Source organism: Ruegeria sp. HKCCD7251 (genome assembly GCF_013031165.1).
Taxonomy (GTDB): domain Bacteria; phylum Pseudomonadota; class Alphaproteobacteria; order Rhodobacterales; family Rhodobacteraceae; genus Ruegeria.
This window is the reverse complement of the sequence record NZ_WPZC01000005.1, coordinates 70,709-88,839: the sequence shown is the minus strand read 5'-3', so window position 1 is coordinate 88,839 and position 18,131 is coordinate 70,709. Positions and strand designations below refer to the sequence as shown.

Below are 18,131 nucleotides of genomic sequence, written 5' to 3'. Positions count from 1 at the left end.
TCCTTTACAGCAGGGCGGACTGTGGACTTGCCGCCTTGTGTCACCTACATAGTGGCTTGAGGCCGCGTACACAAAGTCCCGGCACTAAAAAGAGAATGAAATGAGCGACAACCCAATGATCCAGTTGCTGGTCCTGGCCGGAATTGCCGTTTTCCTGATCCTTCGCTTGAAAAGCGTTCTGGGCACGCGTGAGGGGTTTGAAAAACCCCCGGTTCAGCAGCAACCAGAGGCGCACAAGTCGCGCCGCGACTTCGAGGTGATCGAAGGCGGCCCGGATCACGACATCACCGACCACGTCGCCGAAGACAGCGAACAGGCGCAAACCCTGACTGCGATGAAACGGGTCGAGCCTAGCTTTTCTGTCAGTGAGTTCGTTCAGGGTGCGCGTGGCGCTTATGAGATGATCGTCATGGGGTTTGAAAAGGGCAATCTGGATGAAATACAGCCCTTCCTGTCCGAAGAGGTGTTCGACACGTTCGTATCCGTAGTCGCTGCCCGCGAAGATCAAGGTCTTACGATCGAGGCTGAATTTATTGGCGTGCGCGAGACATCCTTGGCAGATGTGAAGTTCGACAAGGATACCAACCAGGCCGAGATCACCATGAAGTTTGTTGGTGAGCTGACCTCGGTCGTGCGTGATCGCGGCGGGGACATCATCGAAGGCAACCCCAACACCGTCAAACGCCAGAAGGACAGCTGGACCTTTGCCCGCGTCATGGGCGCGGACGATCCGAACTGGCTGCTTGTCGCCACGGACGCATGATTGCTGCGCTTCGGTCGTTTTTGCTGGGGGCTGTGATGGCAACCTCTGTCAGCGCCGAAGCGACGCGTTCCATACTGACCTTTGACGATCTTGATGGCTGGGCCGAGGATGACCACGGCGCAGCCCTTTCGGTTTTTCTGAATACATGCGGTGATCTGGACGACCCTGACTGGCGTGCGCTGTGCGCCGTTGCCCGGGCCTATGAATCTGACGCTGCCCGATTGTTCTTTGAGCTGTTTTTCCGTCCTGTTCTGGTCGAAGACGGCAAAGATGCCCTATTTACCGGCTATTTCGAGCCCGAGCTGGATGGATCTCTGACCCGATCCGAACGTTTCAGATATCCGATTTACAAGATGCCACCAGAAGCACGCGCCGAAGGTCCGTGGCTGAGCCGCCGCGAAATTCTGACCGGCGATAGCATGACCGGCCGGGGTCTGGAGATTGCCTGGGTCGATGACCCGGTGGAATTGTTCTTTTTACAGATTCAGGGCTCTGGCCGTATTCGTCTGCCGGATGGGGGCGCGGTGCGCGTCGGGTATGGCGGGGCGAACGGCCACCCCTATCGATCTATCGGGTCGGAACTGATCCGTCGCGGAGCGTTGGGTGCGCATCAGGTCAGCGCGCAGATGATCCGGGCTTGGGTGCGTAAAAACCCCGAAGCGGGTGCCGAACTGCTGTTCCACAATCCGTCATATGTGTTCTTCCGCGAAGTAAACCGCGTCGCGCCAGAATTGGGTCCCTTGGGCGCAATGAATCGGTCTGTCACCACACTGCGCAGCATTGCCGCTGATCCGGCCTATACGCCTTTGGGCGCGCCGGTTTGGGTTGAGAAAAACGGCAAAACACCGCTACGCCGATTGATGATCGCGCAGGACACAGGCGCCGCCATCAAGGGCGCCCAACGTGCAGACATCTTTTTCGGCACCGGGGATGAAGCCGGGGAAGCTGCCGGTCGATTAAAGGATTCGGGTCGAATGGTGCTTTTGCTGCCGATTCAACGCGCTTATACGCTGTTGCCGGATGAGTTCTGATGACACGCCGTAAACTGACCGCGGAAGAAATTGAGCTGTGGCGCAAGGTGACCAATCAGGCCGAACGCCTGCATCCCGAAATGCCTCAAACTGTGCATCCGACGACGTTGCCCAAACCCAAGCCAACCAAAACGCCCAAGGTGCGGATTGAGCGGTTCGAGGTCGGGCAGAACGCCTTGGGAAAACCTGCGCGCAACGCGTTGAAGCCCACGGTGACAGAAAGCCTGCGCGCGACGCCGGTCCAGATGGATACCAAGGCTTTCAGCCGCATGAAACGGGGCAAGCTGAAGCCAGAGGGCAAGCTGGACTTGCATGGAATGCACGTGGATACGGCGCATCCAACATTGATCCGGTTCATTCTGTCAGCGCAGGCATCAGGCAAACGTCTGGTTCTGGTCGTAACCGGAAAGGGCAAGGACCGTGATGAGCCCGGCCCCATTCCCACACCGCGTGGTGTTTTGCGCAATCAAGTGCCGCAATGGTTATCCCTGCCACCCTTGGCGCAGGCTGTTCTGCAAGTGACACCTGCCCATGTCAGCCATGGCGGTGACGGGGCCTTTTACGTGTATTTGCGCCGCGTTCGTTAAAGGGTTTGAACGGCTCTTGCGATGCCAAGGCGCGCAAGGACACTGACCAGTACGAAAAAGCCTCCGATCCACAGAAACTGGATGTCCAGCGGCACACCCAGATCAATCATCACGCCGGTCAACCCCGGCCCGATGGCTGATCCCAGAACCATGACCGCCGTTGCCATCGCCTTGATCGCGCCGATATGCCGGGTGCCATAGAATTCGGCCCAGAACGCGCTGGGCAGGGTGCTGTTGGCACCAACTGTCAGCGCCAGAAACATCAAGGCCAGCGTTGCGCCCCCGATCGACGATGTCATCCCCACGATCCCAAACCCAACGGCCATAGGCAGTTGATAAAACGGCATGATCCTAGCCGTGCCCCATTTATCCAGCGCCCAACCCGCCGCAAAGATCGACAACATGGAAACGCTGGTGAAAATCGGAAACAGGGCAACCAGTTCGATATGCTGCCAGCCCTTCGAGCCCGCCAGATGAACCTGATGAAAGAAAAAGGCGGTGATAAAAGCAGACGGGCCCAGCAAGGCCGGTGCCATGAACCAGAACAGCGGATGAAAGATCGCTTCTTTCCGGGTCCAGTTACGACCTTCCATTCCCGTTGCCGAATATTCGCTGGACAGGCTTTGCGGGGTTCTTTCCTGACGAAGCAGCCGTAGCAGCGCAGGGATCCCCAAAAGGGTGACACACGCGGCAATCACCCAAAGCCACCGCCAGTCCAAGAAGGCCATGGCAGCCACAAAAGTGACCGGCAGCAACGCTTCGCCCACCGAGAAACCCACCGACGCGATCGCCAGCGCCTTGCCCCGTGTGGCGGTGAACCATCTCGCCATGGCCACCAGCGCCAGATGGGTGCTCATCCCCTGCCCAAACAGACGCAACAGAAACACCACAACAGGCAGCAAGGCAAGCCAGGCATTCACCGCCATCGCCAACGCTGCCAGTGCCAGACCTGCCAGAACCGCCGGGCCCAGAACCCTTACTCGAAAGATGTCGGTCAGCCCTCCGGCCCAGATCATCACAACGGCCGATATGGTGGTTCCAAGAGAATACAAACCGCCCCACGCGCCATGACTCAGACCAAAAGCGGCGCGGATTTCCGCAGAAAAGATCGAAATGAAAAAGGTCTGCCCAAAGCTGGACATGAAGGTCAGCAAGACTCCGGCACTTAACCATGTTGCATTGTCCCGAAGATATTGCCCCAAACGGAACCGCGTCACGGAGAGCTGACCCGCGCCTGCCCCGTTTCGCTAAGAACGATTTCAGTTGCCCCCGTCGGGTTGCGAACGCTGTTGGGGGCGATCACATCAAACCCGCGACCGTCCGGGTCGAAGGTTCGGCTCACCCTTCGAGCGGAATTGATGATGGCCAAAAGCGCGGGCGACGTCGCGGCCACGAAATGCGAGGAATCCGCATCCTTGTTGAACGCCGTCGTGTCCAGAATGCTGATCTTGTAATCCGCCAATGCATCAACGGAACTGATATTGCCAAGGCGCTCACCTTGAGTGGTGCCGCGCAGCCGGGCCGAAATGTTCAACAGTTTGTCTTTCCGCGACACCATCACGATGAAAGGGTCCGGTGGCGTTTTGATCGTATCCATTTGCGACCGGAACAGATCGACATCCAGATCGGGGGCAATCAGAACGACACCTTCGATATTCTTGCTGGCCCAACCGGGTTCGCGCAATTCGGCCTGTCGCATCATCTCCATCGTCAGGGCCGTACCCATGGAATGCGCCACAAGAATAACGCGCCTTACACCCATTGCCTTAAGCTGTCGCACAGTCTGCTCCAACCCGTCGCGCGCGAACAGCATACTGTCCAGATCATAGGCATATCCCGCACCTCGGGCCTGACTGGGCCAGGAATACACCATGATCGCGCCCGGAATGTTGATGTCACGGCTTAGCTGGGCCGCGCGGAACGTGGTCTCGAACTGGGTTGTGTTATAGCCATGGATAAAGATGGACACCTCATCCTTGCCCCCCAATCGCGCCTTCATCTCACTTGGACCTTGCAACTCATCCACACCGGCCATGACGAATTGCTTCTCGGGGTTCGGATTGGCATATGAAAAATCAAGGGTCCCGGGTGTGTGATTGGGCGGGATCGAAACCGTCATTTCCAGATATTGCAACGCCTCGCCCCGCTTAAATCCATAAGAACCGTCCGGCTCCCGCGCACGCGTTGTCGTTGCAAAAACGGTTTCAGGGCTTCCGACGGACAGCGCAGTTGGCACCGTCTCGGATATCGTACGGTCGACACAGGCGGTTAGAGGCACCGCCAGCAGGAAAATGAAAAAATAGCGCAGCAAAGGATTGGTCCTCGGGACAATATGCGCCCACGCTATCTGATTTTCGCCTCAGGTCCAGCGGTGCCGTACAGAATGACCGGCGGAAACCGGCTGGACCTATTACAAGACGTAACGGCTAAGGTCTGTGGACTTGGTCAGCTCACCCAGATTGTCATCGACGAATTGCGCGTTCACCGTGATCTTGGCCCCGGCCTGATCTGGGGCGGTGAAGGACAGTTCTTCGAACACACGCTCCATCACCGTGTACAAACGCCGCGCACCGATGTTTTCGACGCTTTGGTTCACGTCCGCCGCGATTTTGGCCAAGGCCGCGATGCCATCGTCGGTGAAGCTGACCGTGACCTCTTCGGTGCCCATCAGGGCGGTGTACTGGCGGGTCAGGGCGTTGTCTGTCTCGGTCAGGATACGCACGAAATCCTCTTCGGTCAGCGCGCGCAGTTCAACCCGGATCGGCAGACGGCCCTGCAATTCCGGCAACAGGTCCGAGGGTTTGGCGATGTGGAACGCGCCCGAAGCGATAAACAGGATATGGTCGGTTTTTACCGCACCGTGCTTGGTGCTAACAGTCGTGCCCTCAATCAGGGGAAGCAGGTCGCGCTGTACCCCTTCCCGGCTGACGTCGCCGCCGCGTGCATCTGATCGCGCGCAGACCTTGTCGATCTCATCCAGAAAAACGATGCCATTCTGTTCGACCGATTCCAAAGCCACGCGGTTGACGGTTTCATCATCCAGCAGCTTGTCGGCCTCTTCCCCGATCAGCGCGTCATAGCTTTCGGCGACAGTCATCTTCTTTTTGACGGTCCGCCCACCGAACGCCTTGCCGAAGATGTCGCCCAGATTCATCATACCCATCTGGCTGCCGGGTTGACCGGGAATGTCGAACATCGGCATCGGGTTCGCGCTGTCGGACAACTCCAACTCGATCACCGTATCATCCAGCTCGCCCGCTTTCAGTTTCTTGCGGAACATCTCGCGCGTGCCTTCACGGGCATCGGTGCCGGCGATGGCTTCGATCACGCGATCTTCGGCGGCCTGATGCGCCTTGGCTTTGACGTCTTCACGCATAAATTCGCGGGTCTGGATAATCGCGGCATCTGCCAGATCACGCACGATCTGTTCCACGTCGCGCCCGACATACCCAACTTCGGTAAACTTGGTGGCTTCGACCTTGATGAATGGCGCGCGGGCGAGTTTCGCCAGTCGGCGGCTGATCTCGGTCTTGCCAACACCGGTGGGGCCGATCATCAGGATGTTTTTCGGATACACTTCATCCCGAATGTCATCGGTCAGTTGCTTGCGCCGCCAGCGGTTGCGCAGCGCGACGGCGACCGCGCGCTTGGCATCCTTCTGCCCGATAATGAAACGGTCCAGTTCCGAGACAATCTCGCGCGGGGTCAGGTCGGTCAAGGCGCAGTCCTTTCGGTCGGCATATGGAAACTTGGGCTTAGGTAATCACCGCTGGATCGAAAACAACAGCGGCAGCGTTGGTTAGCAATGCCCTATCCGGTTTGCAAATGCTTTCCTTAGGTGAAACGCACCCCCTCTGATACAGTAATTTCAAGGTGTTGAGGGTCAGGAGCGCGCGGATGACGAAAATTGCCAAGATCACCCTTCTGTTCGTGGTGTTTGTGGACCTGCTTGGGCAGGGGCTGGTTTTCCCGATCATCAACTCGCTGATCATGGAGACGAAATCCAACTTCCTGCCCGAAAGCACCGCAATGGGTATGCGACATCTGTACTATGGGCTGGTGATCGGTTGTTTCTTTCTGTCCTGGTTTCTGGGTGTTGTGTATGTCTCGAAAGTCTCAGACTCGATCGGGCGCAAGAACGCATTGCTGGTCTGTCTGGGTGGAGCGTTGGCAGGCTATGCGCTGACCATTACGGCACTGTATCTCAACAGTCTGATCCTGTTGATTATCGGCAGGTCGATTACGGGCTTTACGGCTGGGAACCAACCTATCGCACAGGCGGCAATGATTGACGGCAGCACCGACGCCGCCGACCGCGACCGCAATATGGGGTATATCATCACCGGTGTCAGCTTTGGCCTTGTTGGAGGACCGATCATCGGCGCCGTCCTGTCCGATGCCAACCTTCTGGGCAGTTATGCGACGCTGAAAACACCGTTCTACGGGGCCTTCGCTCTGGTACTGATTGCGATTTTCCTTGTGATGTTCTTTTTCAAGGACACCCGCACGGAACGCGCAGCCTTTGTTTTTCGCCCCCGCGATATCACCGACAGCCTGATCGCGGTCCGTACGCATCCGTTGGTTCTGAAAATCTTGCCGGTCTATGCCTTGTTCATGATCGCGAATGTCACCTTCTATGTCTTCGTCGACAATTTCCTGACATCAGCATGGGGCTATGGCGTGATCGGCGGAAGCATGGCGATGGTGGTCATCGGCTTTGCGCTGGCCTTCTCAAGCACTTTCCTTGTGAAACCGGCACAAGAAAAGTTCAGCAAGCATCAGATCATCTACACATCGCTGGTGGTCATGGTGATCTGCGGCTTTGGATTTGCCTTCAGTCCCAGCGGTGTGCTGAGTTACATCCCGGTATTCTTCTTCTATTTCTTCTTTGGCGTGTCCTACCCAACCTTGCTGGGCCTGTTTTCCTCCGCCGTCAGCGAAACCGATCAGGGTTGGGTGATGGGCGTGACCACGGCTGTCTTCTGTCTGGCCGGAGGGATCATGTCCCTGATCGGCGGCGGGTTGATGAGCATCGACATCCGCGTGCCCTACTACATCGTCATCCTCGCCGCGATACTGGGCCTGATCGGGATGCACCTGCGGTGGAAGGGTAAAGAGATCAAGGCGTTACTGGCCTGAGATTTCCTCAACCGTCAGGTTGCCATTGGTATAGACGCAGATATCGGCGGCAATCGCCATTGCCTCACGCGCCACCGTTTCGGCGGGCTTGTCGCTGTCCATCATCGCGCGCGCTGCGGCCAGAGCGAAATTTCCGCCGGATCCGATGGCGGCGACGTTGTGTTCCGGCTCCAGCACGTCTCCTGCCCCTGTGATCACCAGCAGATCCTTGCCATCCGTGACGATCAGCATCGCCTCAAGCTTTTGCAGGTATTTATCCGTCCGCCAGTCTTTCGCCAGTTCGACCGAGGCGCGGGCCAGTTGGCCTGGCGTGGCCTCCAATTTGGCCTCCAGCCGCTCCAGCAAAGTGAAAGCATCGGCTGTTGATCCGGCGAAACCCGCGACAACCTCGAACCCGCCTGGCGACAGGCGGCGCACTTTCCGGGCGGTGCCTTTGATCACGGTTTGACCCAGGCTGACTTGACCGTCCCCGGCAATCACCACTTGGCCGCCTTTCTTGACGCCAATAATTGTCGTGCCGTGCCATCCGGGAAAATCGCTGTCTGCCATGGAAGCCTCCGTTTTGTCTGGTCCCCTATATGGGCCGGGCGCGCGTGCAGCGCAACAGTTCACAAACCGCTTAAAAGATATGCATTAAATGCAATTCGGGGTTACCAGACTAGCAATTGTGAGTCTCAGGCAATGCTCCTACATGAGCCTTACAACCGACACGAGGTCGGCTGTTTCAGTCACAAGGAAATGCGCAAATGGCAACTACTGCAAATATCCATGCGCCGCTCGGAGCAGCTACCATCCTGCATGTAGTGGACGCGATCTACGGAACATTCGAAAAAGCGGCTTTGTGGAATGAATCCCGCAAGACACGCAAGCTTTTGTCGAACCTGAGCGACGCCCAGTTGGAAGATGTCGGTCTGACTCGCGCGGAAATCGAGACGATCTGACCCGCACGATCATTACAAGAATAGTTGAGCCGCTCAGACTTGGGCGGCTTTTTCTTTTTCAGGATAATTTGTATCGGTCGGAAAGATCCGGCAGAAACGCCTCGACCGCAGCGGTGGCCACCACATGCCGCGTCCCGTCTTTGTCGTCGATATCCAGCCCGCCCTTTACGGCACGTACCTTGGCCCGCCCGCGTGGAAGATCTGCAGCGACCTGATCACAATCCACAGCTTCGGGATCTTGAACACCGATTGTCACCTGAACGCGCATCTCGTGGTGATCCACGCCCAGCTTGGAAAACAGCGTGATCGACGAGTGATGCAAGGCGTCTTGCACGGCCCGTCGTGCGGCCTTGGTGTAATCCTGTCCATACAGATCGTTGCCAGTACCCATTTCCAGAATGATACGTTTTTCGCTCATGTCGCAGGCTCCATGTCGAACGAGACTATAATGGCCGCGTTTGCGATGACGGTGCGCCCCTCGGCGTGGGGTTTGTCGATATTCAGTCCGCCTTCAGTGACAGTCACATTCGGCTGACCATAAGGAAATACGGCTTTCAGTGCCTCCTGGTCCACCTGATCGGGCTTCTGCACCCCGATTTCAGCATCAATGATCATTGCCTCTTTCGGGAAATCGAACAGTTCTGCCATGTTGACAGAGTTGTGCCAAAGCGCATCCTTGATCGCACGCAGAGCGGCCTCGGTATAATCCTCGCGGCGCAGCGAGGTTCCCATTCCAAATTCAACAAGAACCCGAGTTTTCGTCATGTGCCCTCCCGGCAGAAAGAAAGGCGCCCCGGTTGGGACGCCTTTGAAAACAGTCTGTCCAATCAGATCAGATGGACTCGTCAATCCAGCTTTGCAGCGCGGCTTTGGGCGCGGCACCTGCGCGGTTCGAAACAACCTGACCGTCTTTGAAGATGAACAGTGCCGGAATACCGCGCACGCCCATGGCGGCGGCTGCGTTCGGGTTGCTGTCCACGTCTACCTTGGCAATCTTGACCTTGCCCCCATACTCAGTGGCCAGCTCTTCCAGAGCGGGGCCGATCTGTTTACAGGGGCCACACCATTCGGCCCAGAAATCGACAACAACGGGGATGTCGGAATTCTTGACTTCGGCGTCAAAGGTATCATCGGTTACGGCTACGGTCGACATATTCTGTCTCCTGAATGGGGAATGCTTGGTCACTGAACCTAGGTGCGGGGTTTTCCAAGGTCAAGGCATCGGCGCACGGGCCAGTGCATCCGTCACAAGATCGTGTGGCAACCACATCAGCCCGGCGGTTCTGGTCCAGAGGATTGCAGTTCGGATATCCCGGTCCGGATAGATCCGCGACAGGGCTTGTGCATAAGCGCCCATCTGACGCAACAGCCCCTCAGGGCAGGCGTTCGCATCCTCGGGGATTGTGGCATTGGATTTGAAATCAATGGCTTGCACAGTATCGGCCGTGACGATCAACCGATCTATGACCCCGTGCATCCGGTGGCCGTTCAGGTCGGCGGTAATCGGAACCTCGGCCAGTGCGTCCGGACCAAATATGTCCTGCAGATGTTCTGCAGTCAGGACTGTATGGGCTTCGTCAAACAGCTCTTTTCGGTCCATTTCCTGCATATCGGGAAGAACGCGGGCGCAGAGCTGCGGCCAGTTGTCCCGTGGCACCGACGGCAAATGCTCAAGCAGCAGGTGCAGGCGCGTGCCGCGAAGTTTGGCTGCGTCTTCGTCCTGACCGCTGTCACCCGGCAACGCCTTAGCGCCACCCAGATCCGATGGGCTGATCGTTTGTTGCGCCGGGGACGGGGTTGCAGCCGCAGTTAGAAACACGGCAGGCAAATCGGCGTCTTCAACAGGTGCCTCTGCATGAGAGACAAGCGGCAAGCTGGTCCAGTCTCCATGTGACAGCCTTAATGTATCAGACCCCGGCTCTTGAGTAGCCCCTGCCCGGCCCATCGCGGCCTCAACCATCTGATACCAAATGGTTCCGTCCTTTCCGACATCCCCAGCGGCCCCAACGATCAGCCATTTCTCTGCCCGTGTCAGCGCAACGTAAAGCAGCCGGAGGCGTTCATTTTCCTCCCGCGTTCGCGCCTCGGTCCGGGCCTGCGCGATCAGGCTGGGGGACGCATCTGAGGGAACCTTCCACAGTGGCGTGTCATCGGCCACCATGATTTCGGCATCGCGCGGGGCTTGCCGCTTGCCGGTATCCGGCAGGATGACAATCGGTGCCTCAAGACCCTTGGACCCATGTACGGTCATCACGCGGATCATGTTGCCCACGCCGCTCATCTGCCGCTTGATTTCCAGATCATCTGTCTGCATCCAGACCAGAAAACCCGTCAGGCTGGGTATATCCGTCCGCTCATAGGCAAGCGCCTGAGAAAGCAAGGCGTTGATGCCATCCTCAGCCTCGGCCCCCAACCGGCCCAGCAGGTTTCGCCGCCCGTGATGGCGGGTCAAGATGCGTTCGATCAAGTCATATGGGCGAAGAAAGTCGATCTGGCTGCGTAGGTCATTCAGCACGGCCAGCGTTTCGGGAAACTCTTCGGCGCGGTTGCGCAGCGCTGCCCACAGGAATTGTTCCTGCCGTCGATGCGCCAGATCGAAAATCTGCTGCTCGGTCCACCCAAATAGAGGAGATTTCAGCACAGTGGCCAGCGACAGGCTGTCTTCGGGCGTGGCCAGAAAACTCAGCAACGCAGCAAGGTCCTTCACGGCCAACTCCGCGCCGACCTTCAACCGGTCGGCCCCAGCGATTGGCAGGCGCAATGCTTTGCAGGCTCGGATGATCTCGGCAAACAGATCCGAGCGGCGCTGCACAAGGATCAGAAAGTCCCCGGGCTGCACCTTGCGGCGAACGAAAGTACCGGGGGTTTCACCGTCCTCGGGGATCGTTTCGCCAGTGTCGATCATCGACTTGATCGAATGGGCTATCTTTTCCGCAAGAATGACAGTGTGATGCCGCGCACCGGGGCGGTCTACCGGATCGGTCCAGTCGGCTTCGTCATCGTCGGTCACCTTTTCGATCGCAGGCCAAAGGTCTACGCGACCCGGCAGGCTGGACTTGAACGCGCGGTGCAGGGCTTTGTCCTGAAACCCCGCCTCGGCGTGGCCTTCAAACAGGATATTCACCAAAGACAAGATCGCACTGGACGAGCGGAAGGAGTATTCCAGCTCTAAACTCTCCAATTTAGAGCCTGAATTGATCAGTCGCCGCCCAAATTCCTGCTGCATCCGGTCAAAGGCTGCGGGATCGGCCCCCTGAAAGGAATAGATCGACTGTTTCTTATCCCCGACCACAAAGATCGTGCGTTCGACCCCGGATCGGGCCCCCTCCCCGCTGGTAAATTCCTGCGCCAGCTTTTCAACCACGTCCCATTGATCTGGGCTGGTATCTTGCGCTTCGTCCACAAGAATATGGTCGATGCCGCCATCCAGCCGATACAGCACCCATTCTGCGACCGCCGGGTCGTTCAGCACCCGCCGTGCGCGCAGGATCAGGTCGTCGAAATCCAGCCACCCACGCAACTGTTTACGACGTTCATATTCGGGCAGGAAAGCGGCGGCAAAGCGATGCAGTACATGGGTCTTACGTGCGGCAACCAAGGCCAAACGCAGCTCACGCGCGGCCTCGATACGTAACATCAGCGCCTCAAGCTGGGGCATTCGATCAGCCAACGCGCCTTCGCGCAGCGCCTTGGTCGAGAAGCTGTTAACCTTGGCCGAGAACGGCTCTTTGGCCCCTTTACCGGTCAGAAAGACGTTTTCCAACATAGGCAGACTGGTCAGCCGGGACTCGGTGAATGCCGCCAGTTTCGCCGCAGTTTTAGCGTTGGTTTTTCCGCCTTCGGAAAGCGCAGGCAGGATTGACTGAATTAATTCAACTTCTCCACCTAAAAATACTCGCTCCAGCAGCGCGTCTTCGTCAAACCCTTCGGGCAGATCAAATCGCCTTTGAATTTCCGCCCAGTCTAGCGCCTGCGCAAACAAGTTGCGTTTTTGGGTGATCGCGGCCGTCAGATTGTCGAACCCGGTATCTGTTACAAACCGGGCCACGTCTTCGATCAAAGCGGCTTGCGGTCCTTCTGCAAAATCTTCAACGATTTCCTCGCGCAACAGGGCGGCGGCACGGTCTTCCATTTCCGCGAATTGCGGGCTGACCCCGGCTTCAAGCGGAAATCGACGCAGCAATGAGGCGCAGAAAGAGTGGATCGTCTGAATCTTCAGCCCGCCCGGTGTTTCAATCGCGCGCGCAAACAATGTTCGCGCCTGCGCCAGGCGACCGGAATTAATTGCGCCGGGCACACCCAGTTCCGTCAATTGCGCGCGCAAGGCGTCATCGCCCAGCATGGCCCATTCACCCAGCCGTTTGAACAGACGGTTCTGCATCTCGCTGGCGGCGGCCTTGGTGTAGGTCAAGCACAGGATATGCTGCGGCTGCACACCATCCAGCAGCAGGCGCGCAACCCGGTCCGTCAACACCCGCGTTTTGCCGGAACCCGCGTTCGCCGCAAGCCAGGTCGATGCATCGGGCCGTGCGGCTTGCACCTGCCGTTCGGTCGCGTCGTTGCGGTGGCTCATGTCAGAACCTCCGGCGCAGAGTCGCTGGTCCGATCCCATTCGCCGAAGCGGGCAAGATGATCATAGTCGCCGACATCCGTATCTTTGTGCAGCATCCTCCGCGCCGTGAAGCCCTGATCAGGCTCTAAATATGCGGAAATCAGTTCTCTTAGCTCTGCAATGACCTTATCTGGCGGTTCTTTTGCCAAGGGCGCAAGGACCTCTTTATACGTTCCGCCCATCCCCACAAACACGGCCTCGGCCACGGGCAGCGGATTCAGCCCCTCGATCCCGCCTTGTTCGGCGATGGCTGCCTCGATCAGCAATTGTTTTTCAAACTTCGCCTGCTGGCTTTCGCTCGGAGGTGCGCCGGTCTTGTAATCTATCAGACGCACCGCACCCCTGCTGTTCAGGTCGACCCGGTCGGCGCGGCCCACGATGGCGAAATCCAAAGGAGCAAGAACAAGGTTCATCTTGGCCTCAAACGAAACCGGCCCCCCATCCCCGTGCCGAGCAGTTTCTGCGCTGAGAAAGTCATCCGCGATCCGGTCTAGCCGCGCTAGCCACAGTTTGCGCGCTGTCGGCCACGCGACGTGTTGCGCAACCAGGTTTTCGGCGCGTTTCAGGAAATTCTCGCGTGTCAGCAGGGCTGTATCCAGAACACTGTCCTTGACGAAATGCTCCAGAATTTCATGAATCACGATCCCCCGTAGCAAGGCATCGGGGGCCTGAACCAACGGATCAAGGGGCCTCAGGCGCAGCACGTGCTTAGCGTAGATTGCGTATGGATCACGGATCAGCCGTTTGATTTCCGTAACGCTCAGGCGGCGCGGTCGCGCAGCGACCGGCGGACGCGGAGAGGGACGCGGCGCGGGTTCAATCCGAGGTGCAGCTTCAAGCTGTTCCGACCAGCGCAGCCATTTCCTGCCGCGGGCGCGCATCTGGGACAGCGCCTCGCGGCCTCCCTGATCCGGTAACCCCTGCAGCAAGTTCGTCAAACGGTTCAACCAGCGGGACGGTACGGTTTCGGCATCATCAGACCGGGTTGCGCGCGTCAGCCACACTTCGGGCGCGCCGATCGCCTGTTGGAAATCATGCGCCGACAGTCCAATCCTACGTTCCGGAAGCAATAGGCCGACCTTGTCGCGCATCTGCCGGTTCAGCCACGGGTCAGGCGCTGCGGCTTCGGGCCAACTGCCTTCATTCAGTCCGCCCAAAATCAGCAGATCGGCCCCCTGTACACGCGCCTCAAGCGTGCCCCAGATCATGATATGCGGATGTGGTGCGTCCCTGTCGCGGACCTCTTCTCCCGCCAGCAAAGCGCCAAGTAGATCCGCAAAATCACGCGCATTCATTGACCCGCCATGATGCGCTTCTGCCTCCAGCGCGCTTAGAACGGACTGTGCCTTTTGCCCGGCGTTCTTGTCCCACAGCGTACCCGCGTCCCCTGCACTTCCAGCGGAAATGCTTTCGGCCAGATCGCGCAGCCGCGCCGCCCAATCTGGCAGTGCAAGCTCCCCACCGATCTGTTGATCGCAGAAATGGCGTACAAGCCACTGCATCCATGCGTTTAGCGCTTCTTTTCGGATAGCAAAATCGGTCAGGCTGCGCCCGTCCGGAAACGGCGGGCCATTGCGACGAAGATCCAGTTCAAGATCCCGCGTATGCAGCAGATGCGCCCCCCGATCGCCACCGTCATGGCACAGGGGGTGTTTCAAAAGGGTTAGCAGAGCTTCGCCGTCCAACCGCCGTGCAAACAGGTTCGCAACGTGCCGCAGGAATCGGCCGGGCGGCGATAACTGCAACGGAAGGCCTGCGCTGTCATCGGGCAGGATGTCCCAGCGGTCCAGCGCTGCGCTGACCTGACGCGTCAACATCCGGTCCGGGGTTATCAGGGCAGCGGTTTGGCCCGATTCCGCAGCCTCGCGCAGGCGCAGGGCAATCGCTAAAGCCTCGGCGCGCGGAGATTGGGCCTCGACCAGAGTCAGGTCTGCAGCCGCGCTGTCCAGATCAGTAAGTTGCGGGCCTTCGGACATCCACGCATCCGTGATCGGCGCAGGACGCAACGCCAATGAAACCAGCCGGTTACGGGCAGGGGAAGGCGGGGTATCCTGTGTCCATGGCCTGATCTGATCGGGTTTTAACCCAAGTTGCGCCATCAGTTTGCGGAACCGGTATTGTGGGTGATCTTCTGATGTCAACGCATCATCCAGATCTGTCCAGACATCGGCGGGCTGATCGAAGTCGAACCCGGGCAGGATCAGCGCGCCCTGCGGCAACCGCGCGACAGCCTCCATCAGCATCAGAGTCGTCCCCCTTGATCCCGTGGACCCGGCAAGAACAACCGGATGTTGCGGCGGTTCCGCCGTCCAGCGGTCGATCAGGTTCAGGACGACGCGCCGTTGTCGGGCCTGCATGTCCAGCGCATCCGCCCCGGTGTCGACGAAACTATCCGCGATCCCGATAAACGCCTGTGCCCGCGCCCAGTGTCCGGACAGATCGCTGATGTCCAGATTCCGGATCGCGTCAGGTGACACACCTTCGCCCTGCATCTCATCAATCAAAGCGGCCAAGCTGTCGGACAGGTCAAACACGGATGACCGCGCCGCCAAGTCCGGCTGCTGGTCCAGCAGCTTGGAAACCAGTTGCGTCAGTTCCAGACGCCGCCGCAGGGGCGGGATTGCGGGCGGAACCTGCGCCAGATCAACACTTTCACCCAGATCGGTGATCAGCGACAGACGTGGCAAAAGGCAGGGTGGGCCTTGATCAAACAACTCTCGTACACGCCGGGCCATCCTTCGTGTGTTGACCACCAGTTGCACGCGGGCGAGGGCCTCGGGCGTGGTACCTTCGTGGCGGGCCTGCAGCCCCCGAACCAGCGCCTTGGGAAAGTCCGTACCGGGTGGAACCGCAAAAACGCGGGGTAGGGCGCTAGGCTCAAACACTTGCCAAAAGCTCCTCGGCGAGGGCGATCCCTTCGGGCCTTCCGACATCGCACCATCGGCCTGGATAAGACAGGGCAAACAGGCGGTTCTGACTGTGCATCTGGTCCCATAACAGGTTTAAAGAAAAAGACTTTTGCTGAAAATTCATCAATCCATCTGTCTTGGTGATTTGGATTCCGCCATAGATCAACCCCGGCCCACGCGTAATCCGGCCTGACGCGTCGGCGGTGAAATCTCCTGTCCCCATATATCCAATGGTCCGAGTGACGGGCACACACATCAACAGGGCGTCCATTCTGTCCGGGTCCCATGCGTCGCGCAGCAGCGCAAGTGGGTTCGGCCCGGCCCAGATCGCATCCGAGTTTGCCGTATATACGGGTTCTGTGCCCAACATCGGCAGGGCCGCGCGCAATCCGCCACCGGTTTCCAGAATCTCGGCGTCTTCGCGGGACAGTAATACACCCTTGGGGGCCAGATGCGCCTCAAGCTGATCGGGCAGGTAATGAAGGTTTGCGACAATCCTTTTGGGGTGAACGTCGTTGATCAGGTCCAGCGCATAATCAATCAAGGGCCGACCCGCGACTTCAATCAGCGGTTTGGGCGTCGTGCTGGTCAACTCGCCCATTCGGGTACCAAACCCGGCTGCGAACAGCATGACGGCTTCGGGAGTTCGGGTCATGCCTGTCTGAGCCTTTCCAAAGCCTCGGGTGTTGGGGCGGGTAGGGAGCGTCGCAGCAGATCGGCGACTGAAACCAGCGCCGGGTGTTCCAGATCGCGCATCAGGTGGGCCCAAGTTGCCGGGATCAGGTCAATATACTGGGGCTTGCCGTATTCTGTTGCCAGCCGTGCAAACACCCCCAGAATTCGCAGGTTTCGCTGGGCGCCCAAAACGGCATAGGCCGTGCGGAAATCGTGGTCGTTGACACCCGTTTCTGTGATGTATCGTGTGATCATCCGCATCTCGGTGCCGGGTGCCACGTCGCGACGAACGTCCTGTAGCAGGGACACCAGATCATACGCCGGATGACCCAGCATAGCTGTTTGAAAGTCCAGAAGGCCGACGCGCTGAACCCCTGTGCGATCCGGCAGCCAGATCAGGTTTTCGGCATGATAATCGCGCTGGATGACTACCTTCTGGCCAGACGTTTCGGTGTGCAGGATATCGGCGAACCGATTCTCAAAACGGGCCCGCATATCTTCGTCATAAGCCCCCTGCACGGCTTGCGCGTATTTTGTGAAGGACAGCGCGGCCAGCTCGGTCATCAGGGATGGGCCGTAAGACTGCAAAGACAAGGTCGGCGCGTCGTGCAATGTGATTAGAACATCCGTGGCGGCCTCGTAGAGTTCACGCTCTTGCTGCGGATGGTGTTCGAGAACGCGCGCAAACAGATCGTCGCCCAGATCCTCCAGCAATAAGAACCCGAACTCTGTGTCTTCTGCATAGATCTTGGGTGCGCTCAAGCCAACTGACCGCAGGTATTCGGCCATGCGCACAAAAGCCTCCACCGGTTCAGCCCGACCTGGGGGGGAATCCATCAAAACAGCCGTATTTCCGGAATCAGGGTCCGTCAGGCGTTCGTACCTGCGGTTTGACGCATCGCCAGCCAAAGGCGCGCGCCGGGCATTTGCCCATGGCGTTTGGGCAATCAGGGCTTCGGCCAGAACCGCCCGGTTCGTCATGAGCAGGACTCCAACTTTTCTGACCATCTCGGGTCTGACCACGTCAGGGTCAGCATTCGTTTTTCCATCATATTAGGGTCTGTTTCGAACGTTAGTGTGAGGGCATTTTCAGGCCGAAGCGGACCCAGCTTGTCGGGCCATTCGATCAGGCAGATCGACGTGTCGAAGGCTTCAGTCAGGCCGAGTTCTTCAACCTCTTCTACCGCGGATAGGCGATAGAGATCGCAGTGCCAGATTTCGGCGGCAGCTGTGTCGTACACCTGTACCAACGTAAATGTTGGTGAGGGCACATCTTCCGGAATTGTCATCAATGACTGGATGAGGCTGCGCGCAAAATGCGTTTTACCGCTGCCAATCTCGCCCTCAAGCAGCACAATGTCACCGGGCAACAGTTTTGAGCCCAATCGAGCAGCAAACCCGGCTGTTTCTTCTGGGGAATTCAGGTCAATCGTCAGCGGCGCAGTCGTCATGGCGCCACAATGACCCTGTGTCC

General features: G+C 58.4%; 17 protein-coding genes. 5 read left to right on the top strand and 12 right to left on the bottom strand.

Annotated elements, in window-relative coordinates:
* The first annotated feature begins 100 nt into the window (after positions 1 to 100).
* The 3 genes from GOX75_RS13920 to GOX75_RS13910 are packed head-to-tail and all read left to right on the top strand — an operon-like array spanning position 101 to position 2,381.
* Positions 101 to 763, top strand: coding sequence for a Tim44/TimA family putative adaptor protein (locus GOX75_RS13920; protein ID WP_171123768.1), 663 nt, complete (start codon positions 101 to 103; stop codon positions 761 to 763).
* Positions 760 to 1,794 (top strand): murein transglycosylase A, encoded by a 1,035-nt coding sequence (locus GOX75_RS13915; RefSeq protein ID WP_171124055.1) that lies wholly within the window; start codon positions 760 to 762, stop codon positions 1,792 to 1,794. The genes GOX75_RS13920 and GOX75_RS13915 overlap by 4 nt, the downstream gene beginning before the upstream one ends.
* The gene (locus GOX75_RS13910) at positions 1,794 to 2,381 is read left to right on the top strand and encodes a Smr/MutS family protein (protein ID WP_171124053.1); all 588 of its coding nucleotides are present in this window, start codon (positions 1,794 to 1,796) and stop codon (positions 2,379 to 2,381) included. Before GOX75_RS13915 ends, GOX75_RS13910 begins: the two co-directional genes overlap by 1 nt.
* Here GOX75_RS13910 and GOX75_RS13905 read toward each other — a convergent pair.
* From GOX75_RS13905 to hslU, 3 genes are all read right to left on the bottom strand, one after another.
* Positions 2,378 to 3,598: an MFS transporter gene (locus tag GOX75_RS13905; RefSeq protein WP_371808179.1), complete on the bottom strand. Its 1,221-nt coding sequence runs from the start codon at positions 3,596 to 3,598 to the stop codon at positions 2,378 to 2,380. The two genes, GOX75_RS13910 and GOX75_RS13905, sit on opposite strands and share 4 nt — an antisense overlap.
* Positions 3,595 to 4,692, bottom strand: coding sequence for an alpha/beta hydrolase (locus GOX75_RS13900; protein ID WP_171124051.1), 1,098 nt, complete (start codon positions 4,690 to 4,692; stop codon positions 3,595 to 3,597). Before GOX75_RS13900 ends, GOX75_RS13905 begins: the two co-directional genes overlap by 4 nt.
* 99 nt (positions 4,693 to 4,791) lie before the next feature.
* The gene (gene hslU, locus GOX75_RS13895; RefSeq protein WP_171124049.1) at positions 4,792 to 6,099 is read right to left on the bottom strand and encodes an ATP-dependent protease ATPase subunit HslU; all 1,308 of its coding nucleotides are present in this window, start codon (positions 6,097 to 6,099) and stop codon (positions 4,792 to 4,794) included.
* Positions 6,100 to 6,278: 179 nt separating this feature from the next.
* On the opposite strand from hslU, the gene GOX75_RS13890 reads away from it, so the two are divergent.
* Positions 6,279 to 7,520, top strand: a complete 1,242-nt coding sequence (locus GOX75_RS13890) for an MFS transporter (RefSeq protein ID WP_171124048.1) — start codon at positions 6,279 to 6,281, stop codon at positions 7,518 to 7,520.
* Here the strand turns inward: GOX75_RS13890 and hslV are convergent.
* Positions 7,509 to 8,069, bottom strand: a complete 561-nt coding sequence (gene hslV, locus GOX75_RS13885; protein ID WP_170771306.1) for an ATP-dependent protease subunit HslV — start codon at positions 8,067 to 8,069, stop codon at positions 7,509 to 7,511. The two genes, GOX75_RS13890 and hslV, sit on opposite strands and share 12 nt — an antisense overlap.
* Before the next feature lie 197 nt (positions 8,070 to 8,266).
* Between hslV and GOX75_RS13880 the strand changes: the two genes are divergently transcribed.
* Positions 8,267 to 8,461 (top strand): DUF1127 domain-containing protein, encoded by a 195-nt coding sequence (locus GOX75_RS13880; RefSeq protein WP_171123756.1) that lies wholly within the window; start codon positions 8,267 to 8,269, stop codon positions 8,459 to 8,461.
* Between the two features lie 58 nt (positions 8,462 to 8,519).
* On the opposite strand, the gene GOX75_RS13875 is transcribed toward GOX75_RS13880, so the two are convergent.
* The 8 genes from GOX75_RS13875 to tsaE all read right to left on the bottom strand — a co-directional run bounded on the left by GOX75_RS13875 (position 8,520) and on the right by tsaE (position 18,108).
* Positions 8,520 to 8,879 carry a Lin0512 family protein gene (locus tag GOX75_RS13875; RefSeq protein WP_171124046.1) on the bottom strand — a complete coding sequence of 120 codons (360 nt, stop codon included), beginning with the start codon at positions 8,877 to 8,879 and terminating at the stop codon, positions 8,520 to 8,522.
* Entirely contained in the window at positions 8,876 to 9,226 is a 351-nt protein-coding gene (locus tag GOX75_RS13870; RefSeq protein ID WP_171124044.1) for a Lin0512 family protein, read from the bottom strand. The genes GOX75_RS13875 and GOX75_RS13870 overlap by 4 nt, the downstream gene beginning before the upstream one ends.
* A gap of 67 nt (positions 9,227 to 9,293) precedes the next feature.
* Positions 9,294 to 9,614 carry a thioredoxin gene (gene trxA, locus GOX75_RS13865; protein WP_039542610.1) on the bottom strand — a complete coding sequence of 107 codons (321 nt, stop codon included), beginning with the start codon at positions 9,612 to 9,614 and terminating at the stop codon, positions 9,294 to 9,296.
* A 60-nt stretch (positions 9,615 to 9,674) separates the two neighbouring features.
* Complete coding sequence (gene addA / locus GOX75_RS13860) at positions 9,675 to 13,034, bottom strand: double-strand break repair helicase AddA (RefSeq protein WP_171124042.1); 3,360 nt, start codon at positions 13,032 to 13,034, stop codon at positions 9,675 to 9,677.
* Positions 13,031 to 15,958: a double-strand break repair protein AddB gene (addB, locus tag GOX75_RS13855; protein ID WP_171124040.1), complete on the bottom strand. Its 2,928-nt coding sequence runs from the start codon at positions 15,956 to 15,958 to the stop codon at positions 13,031 to 13,033. Before addB ends, addA begins: the two co-directional genes overlap by 4 nt.
* Positions 15,951 to 16,637 carry a nucleotidyltransferase family protein gene (locus tag GOX75_RS13850; protein WP_171124038.1) on the bottom strand — a complete coding sequence of 229 codons (687 nt, stop codon included), beginning with the start codon at positions 16,635 to 16,637 and terminating at the stop codon, positions 15,951 to 15,953. The genes addB and GOX75_RS13850 overlap by 8 nt, the downstream gene beginning before the upstream one ends.
* A complete protein-coding gene (locus tag GOX75_RS13845) occupies positions 16,634 to 17,638 on the bottom strand; it encodes an aminoglycoside phosphotransferase family protein (RefSeq protein ID WP_171124036.1) in 1,005 nt (334 codons plus the stop codon). Before GOX75_RS13845 ends, GOX75_RS13850 begins: the two co-directional genes overlap by 4 nt.
* Entirely contained in the window at positions 17,635 to 18,108 is a 474-nt protein-coding gene (gene tsaE, locus GOX75_RS13840; protein ID WP_171124034.1) for a tRNA (adenosine(37)-N6)-threonylcarbamoyltransferase complex ATPase subunit type 1 TsaE, read from the bottom strand. Before tsaE ends, GOX75_RS13845 begins: the two co-directional genes overlap by 4 nt.
* Between the last annotated feature and the right edge of the window lie 23 nt (positions 18,109 to 18,131).